Raw genomic sequence first — 6918 nt, forward strand, 5'->3', positions numbered from 1 at the left:
AAGGAAACGGCCGAGCGCGAAGCCAAAAAAATCACAGCCCTGGCAATCCAGCGTTTTTCCAGCGGGCATTTCAGCGAGCTCATGACCAGTACCGTGGCCCTGCCCAGCGATGATTTGAAAGGCCGCATCATCGGGCGCGAAGGCCGCAACATCCGCGCGTTCGAGCTTGCGACTGGTGTGGACGTGATCATTGACGACACGCCTGACACCGTTGTCGTGTCGTGCTTCGATCCGGTGCGCCGCGAGGTCGCGCGGCTGTCGCTCGAGAAGCTCGTCGCCGACGGGCGCATCCATCCCGGGCGCATCGAGGAAGTCGTCGCCAAGTCGCGCGAGGAAGTGGATGCCGGAATCATCGACACTGGCGAGCGGGCCGCGTACGCCAGCGGCGTGCACGGGCTGCATCAGGAGATCATCAAGCTGATCGGGCGGATGCGGTGGCGCACGAGCTACGGGCAGAACATTCTGAATCACTCGCAGGAAGTGGCGTGGCTCGCCGGCATCATGGCGGCCGAGCTGGGCCTCGACGTGGCAATGGCGCGCCGCGGCGCGCTGCTGCACGACATCGGCAAGGTGCTCACGCACGAGCATGAGGGCACCCACGTGCAGCTCGGCGTGGAGATGGCGACGCGCTACGGCGAGCATCCACTCGTCATCAACTGCATCGCCGCGCACCACGACGACGTTCCGCACGAGAGCGAGATCTCCGTGCTCGTGCAGGCCGCCGATGCGATTTCCGGCTCGCGTCCGGGGGCGCGCCGTGAAGCGTTCGAAACCTACGTCAAGCGTCTCGAGGGACTCGAGCGCATCGCGTCGAGCTATCGCGGCGTCGAGAAGGTGTTCGCCATCCAGGCCGGCCGCGAAGTGCGCGTGATTGTCACGCCGGACGACGTGGACGACGCGCGGATGACGACGCTGAGCGAAGAAATCGCGCGACGCATCGAGGCAGAGCTTCAGTATCCCGGACAGATCAAGATCGTGCTGATCCGCGAGACACGCGCGGTGGACTTTGCGCGCTGAACTCATAGACGGCGTCGCAATCGCGCGCGCTATTCGCCAGGAAACTGCCGAAAAAGCCGCCCGACTGACGGAGCGGGGAATCAGGCCCGGGCTTGCGGTCGTGCTCGTGGGCGAGGACCCGGCAAGCACCGTCTATGTACGATCGAAGGGGAAGGCGTGCGAAGAGGCCGGGATGCACAGCGTGTCCATTCAACTGCCTGCGTCCACGTCCCAGACCGAGCTTTCCAAAGTCGTCAAGGCTCTCAACGCGGATTCGCTGGTTCACGGGATCCTCGTCCAGATGCCGCTGCCGAAGCATCTCGATGCGGACGCGGTCATTCGCGCCATCGATCCGCGCAAGGACGTGGACGGATTCCATCCGGTAAATGTCGGCAAGCTGCTGATTGGAGAGCGCGACGGATTCGTGCCGTGCACCGCCGCGGGAATCCAGGAGATGCTGCGGCGCTCAGGAGTGGACACGAACGGCGCCGACTGCGTGATCGTCGGACGCAGCAATATCGTCGGCAAGCCGATGGCCGCGCTGCTCATGCAGGACGCGGCCGGCGCAAACGGAACGGTCACTGTTTGCCATCGCCACACGCGCGATCTCGCCGCGCACACGAAGCGCGCCGACATACTCATAGTGGCTGCGGGAAGAGCGGGCCTCGTGACGGCGGAGATGATCCGGCCCGGCGCAGTTGTGATAGACGTCGGGATGAATCGCATTCCAGATCCGTCCGTACCGAACGGATATCGCCTCGTCGGTGACGTGGACTTCGCGTCCGTCAGTCAGGTCGCATCGAAGATCACGCCGGTTCCCGGCGGCGTTGGCCCAATGACGATAGCGATGCTTCTCGCGAACACGGTACGAGCCGCATCGGCGTTCGCCAAGGCATGAACTACCGGGGGCGGAACCGGCCGTTCGACATGGGTGTGTCGCCGTATGCGCCCGTCCCGCCTGACGCACCGGGACGTTCACCGGAGACGGCGATCTCGATCAGCGAGCTCAACGACGCGACGAAGACGATAGTCGAGAGTGCATTCGGCAGATTCTGGGTGCGCGGCGAAGTCAGCGACTTCAAGTCATATCGAAGCGGACACTGGTACTTCTGTCTGCGCGATTCGTCCGCGCAGATGTCGTGCGTGGCGTGGGCGAGCGACCAGCGCGGCATCCCGGCGCCACCTGACGATGGAATGCAGGTCATCGCCCAGGTGCAGATGACGCTGTACCCGGCGAAGGGAACGCTTCAGCTGCGCGTCACGCGTATCGAGGCGGCCGGCGACGGGCTCTGGCGCAAGGCAATGCAGCAGACGGTTGACCGGCTCACCGCCGACGGCCTCCTGGCTCCGGAGCGCAAGCGCGCTCTTCCGCGCCACCCGCGGGTTGTCGCCGTGGTCACGAGCACGAGCGGGGCGGCGATCCGTGACATCCTCTCGGTGGTGCAACGTCGGCGGCCCGGAATGCGTGTCGTCGTTTGCGGTGCGGCGGTGCAGGGAGATGGCGCCCCCGCCGAGATTTGCGCCGCCATCGATCGGATCATGCGGTGGGGAGGAGCCGACGTTCTCATCGTCGGGCGCGGCGGCGGGTCTCGCGAGGATCTGTGGGCATTCAACGACGAGCGGGTGGCACGCGCCGTTGCCACCTGCCGCATCCCTGTCATCTCGGCCGTTGGGCACGAGATAGACACTACCGTGTGCGATCTCGTCGCGGATGTTCGTGCGGCGACGCCGTCCGCGGCCGCCGAAACGGCGATTCCCGCGGCCGCCGACATGCTTGCCGCTCTCGTCGCGCAGCGGCGGCGGCTCACCTCCGGTGTGCAGCGCCGCGCCGAGTCCGCCGCGCTCGATCTGCGCGCCATCGCGCGCGACATGCGGCTGGCATCGATTCGCGCTGCGGAGCGCCGCCGCGCGCAGATCGGCGCGACCGCCGGCCGTCTCAATGCACTGAGTCCGCTCGCGACCCTCGAGCGCGGCTATGCGGTCGCGCGAACCATCGACGGCAGGCTCCTGTCATCATTCGCGGAGTTCGGGGTCGGCGATCGTTTCCGCCTGACGCTCCGCGATGGCATCGTCACTGCCCGGACAGAAGAGATCGAATAAGAACCGTTGCCCGTTACCCGTTACCCGTTACCCGTTGCTTCGCCCTTCGGCAGCCGGAGCACGAAGCGACTCCCACGTCCAAGCTCGCTCGTCACATACAGATCGCCACCCAACACGCGGGCAAGCGACCGGCTCACCATCAATCCCAGCCCCGCGCCTCCCCGCACTCTGGTCCTGCTCTGGTCAACCTGCCAGAATCGCTCGAAGATCTTCTCGAGATGCTCGGCGGAGATGCCGATCCCCGAGTCCTCGATGGTTATCGTCGCGCCGTGGTCGGACACGCGGCTGGAAATGGAAACCTCTCCCCGGTCTGTGTAGCGCACCGCATTTCCGAGGAGATTGAACAGGATCTGACGGATCTTCGTAGCGTCGGCAAAAATCGGCGGTCCGTCCTCCGCCCTTACTTCGAACCGGAGCTTCTTCGCGGTCATGAGCGGCTCCGTGACGATGGCAACCTCGCGGACGAGAGCCGCCACATCGACGCTTTCGTTGTCGAGAGTGGCGACCCCCGCCTCGATCCGCACCGATTGAAGAGAATCATCGATCATGTGCGCGAGATGAATTGCGCTCGCCTTGACGCGGTCAAGGTGCGCAGCCTGTTCAGCAGTGACCGGGCCGACCGCGCCTGCGGCCAGGATATCAGCATAACCGATGATTGCATTGAGCGGCGTACGCAACTCGTGAGACATGACCCCGATGAAATTGGATTTGGCCACGCTGGCCGCCTGGACTTCATTGAGCAGTCGCTCGCGTTCCACCTCGGCCGCTTTGCGGTCCGTCGTGTTGACCAGAGTCATTACGATTCCCTCGATCCTGTCGTCGAGCGATCGATAGGGCGATATGCGCACTGTGAACCATCGCCCGTCGCCTGAGCGGACTTCGCTCTCGACGCGCAGGAGCGTGCGCATTACCTCGCGGGCCTCGTCCAGCATGGCGGGATAAAGGAGCCGGTGCGTAAGGTCCGCCAGCGGACGGCCGACGTCCGACTGAAGCACGTTGAACAAGCTGGACACTGCCGGCGTGAAGCGGCGAAGCCTGAGAGTCCTGTCGAGGAAGATCGTCCCGATCTCCGTCGAGTCGATCAGGTTCACCAGGTCGGCGTTGACCTGACCCAGCTCCTCGTTCTTGCTCCGGTACTCCTGGTTGATCGTCTGGAGCTCTTCATTCATCGACTGGAGCTCCTCCCTGCTCGCTTCGAGCTCCTCGTCGGTCGCTCTCTGCTCCTCGTTGATCGACTGGAGCTCTTCGTTCGAAGCCTTGAGCTCCTCGGTCGCAGTTTCGTGCTCCTCGAGCGTGACATTGAGCTGCGATCTGGTCTCTTCCAGCTCGCGCTCGAGCTCTCTCACTGCGTCCGTTCCTCTGGTGCGTAGCTTCGGCGTGCCCGGAACATCCGCCGGTTCATGGCTGGCATCGTCCTGCTCGTCGAACACGATGAGGGCGAACGAATCCGCGCTGGCGCTCCCGCGAACCGGTCGCGCAATCACGTCCACGATGCGCTTCCTTCCGTCAACCGTAATCGCAAGACCGCGTGTCTCCGCGCGTTCTCCGGCAGAGAGCGCTCGCGATAGCAGTGTCCTCAACTTCGGGCGCACACTGCCCGACACCAGGTCGAGTAACTTTCTTGTGGGCTCGCCGCCGCCGAGCTGCAGAAATCGCCCGACTCCGTCCGAGAGGTGGACAATCTCTCCATCTCCGTTCACCACGAGACTGGGCGGCGCATATGCTTCGAGCAGCCTTCTGTGCACCGCGCCGAAGTGCGTGACATTCGCCAGTCGGTCGGATTGTCTGCGTTCTGCTCCGGGATCCCCGAGTGCAGCCTGCACCAGGCGGGGCAGCGACGTCTGCGGTACGTCCAGCGACCGGAAGATCCGATATTTCTTGTCCACGACCGCGAACGTCTTCGACGCATCCTCGATCGATTCCGATGTGCCGAGAAACAGGTTGCCGCCTGGCCGAAGTGCGAAGTGAAAGAGCTCCAATGCCCGGCGTTGTGCGTCGCGCTGGAGGTAGATGAGGAGATTTCTGCAGGTGATGAGATCGAGCCTCAGAAAGGGCGGATCCCTCAGCAGATTGTGCGTGGCGTACACGACCTTTTCGCGGACGATCTTTCTCACCCTGTACCCGCCAGGCTCGTGCGTGAAGAACCGGCCCAGCCGGGCGTCGGATACATCGGCCGCAATTGACTCAGGGTAGAGCCCTTCGCGCGCGAAGGCGAACGCGCGCTCGTGAACGTCGGTTGCGAACACCTGAATCGGTGGCGGGTCTGCCAGTCCTTCCGCATGCTCACAGAGCAGGATGGCTATCGAGTAGGCTTCCTCGCCGGTTGCGCAGCCCGTGACCCAGACGCGAATCGTGTCCGACGAGTCCCTGTTCTCGAACAGCCGCGGGACGACTTCCCGCTCGAGCGAAGCGAACGCATCCGGGTCCCGAAAGAAGCTCGTCACAGCGATCAGCAGATCATCGTAGAGCGCCAGCAGCGCCTTGCGGTCGGCGCTGATGAGTCGAAGGTAGTCAGCCAGATTGGCGGCATGTGCGAACTGAGCGCGGCGCCTGATGCGGCGATCGATCGTCGATCTCTTGTAGCCGCTGAAATCGTGATCGGTGCTTACCCGCACGAGCGCCAGAATCTCCCGCACCACGGCGTCGTCGCGCTTCGCAGCCGGGCTGTCTGCCGCTGAAGATTCTATCTTGTCGCTACGACAGAGGCGCATGGCCTCTGCGCCCAGCTGCGCAACGGGAAGGACGATATCCACCTGTCCGGTGGCGACTGCACTCTCCGGCATCGCGCTGTGCTCGGCTTCGTCAGGAGACTGGGCCATGGTGACGCCCCCTCTCTCCTTGATCCACCTGATGCCTTGCGCTCCGTCGGAGCCCGTCCCCGAAAGTACGATACCCACTGCATCCGCCGAGTGTGACTCGGCCAGGGTCTTGAAGAAGCCATCGATTGGCGCCCGGCTGCGGTTGGGTTGGGCCCTGGCGGCGAGGCGGAAGTGTCCGTCGGCGAGGGTCAGGTCCTTGTCTGGGGGTATGATGTAGACCTGGTCAGGCTGCAGCTTTGTCGCCTTTGTGACCTGGCGAACGCGCATCGGCGTGTGCGCCTGGAGCAGCTCCGCCATGTGGCTCTTGTGGTTCGGATCGAGGTGAACGATCACGACGAAAGCCATTCCACACTTATCCGGAACCGCGTCGAAGAATGCCCTGAGAGCGGACAGCCCTCCCGCGGACGCGCCGATCCCCACAACCGGGAACCGAAGTTGCCCATCGTGTTCAATTATCTGGTCGCCGTCCGTCATGCTGACCTGTATTCCGCGGCTGAAGTAATTTAAACATACGGGTACCGGATGCCGGCAGTCAAAGCCGGAGTGCGGGGTAGTGGGTCAGTTTAGCCATGTCTCTGCACTTGTCACAAGACACGAAGCACACGGAGGGAAACGGTTGTTGGGGGAACTGCGGGACCACGCATAGTGCGGTGCTGAGGGCCTCCATTCTCCGTGGCACGCATGGCGGCTCGCCTCCATCCTGCCAACTCGAAACTGACCCACTACGGAGTGCGGAGCCGGAGTGCGGAACGAATTCGTCTGGTGCAGCCCGGGGGAAAGCCTCGTTTGCGGCTCCCGGAACGGTTCTCGCACGCCGCGTTACACGCTACTCAGGATTTCCCGTGCCCAGACTTTACAGGAGTGTTGAACCAAACCGATAATGTCCCCTTGATTCCAAAATAGAAATGTCCCCTATCGACTCGATTCTTTGCGAGGGTTGGGTCGGTGGAGAGGACGAGGATGTCGGAAGTCGAGCTTATGCGCGCTGAGGTGTGCGTGCGAG

Annotated in this window: 4 protein-coding genes; 3 read left to right on the forward strand and 1 reads right to left on the reverse strand. The window is 63.6% G+C overall.

Going from position 1 to position 6918, the window contains the following annotated elements; translation table 11 throughout:
• The 3 genes from rny to xseA all read left to right on the forward strand — a co-directional run.
• A partial coding sequence (rny, locus tag Q7S20_00460; GenBank protein ID MDO8500297.1) for a ribonuclease Y occupies positions 1–1017 on the forward strand: 1017 nt, incomplete at its 5' end.
• Positions 1007–1894, forward strand: coding sequence for a bifunctional methylenetetrahydrofolate dehydrogenase/methenyltetrahydrofolate cyclohydrolase FolD (folD, locus tag Q7S20_00465; GenBank protein MDO8500298.1), 888 nt, complete (start codon positions 1007–1009; stop codon positions 1892–1894). The genes rny and folD, both read left to right, overlap by 11 nt.
• On the forward strand, positions 1891–3096 hold the full coding sequence (gene xseA, locus Q7S20_00470; GenBank protein ID MDO8500299.1) for an exodeoxyribonuclease VII large subunit: 1206 nt from the start codon (positions 1891–1893) through the stop codon (positions 3094–3096). The genes folD and xseA overlap by 4 nt, the downstream gene beginning before the upstream one ends.
• Positions 3097–3116: 20 nt before the next feature.
• Here xseA and Q7S20_00475 read toward each other — a convergent pair whose 3' ends face one another.
• Positions 3117–6389: a chemotaxis protein CheB gene (locus tag Q7S20_00475; protein MDO8500300.1), complete on the reverse strand. Its 3273-nt coding sequence runs from the start codon at positions 6387–6389 to the stop codon at positions 3117–3119.
• Positions 6390–6918 lie beyond the last annotated feature (529 nt).

The organism is Gemmatimonadaceae bacterium, assembly GCA_030647905.1.
Classification (GTDB): Bacteria; Gemmatimonadota; Gemmatimonadetes; order Gemmatimonadales; family Gemmatimonadaceae; genus UBA4720.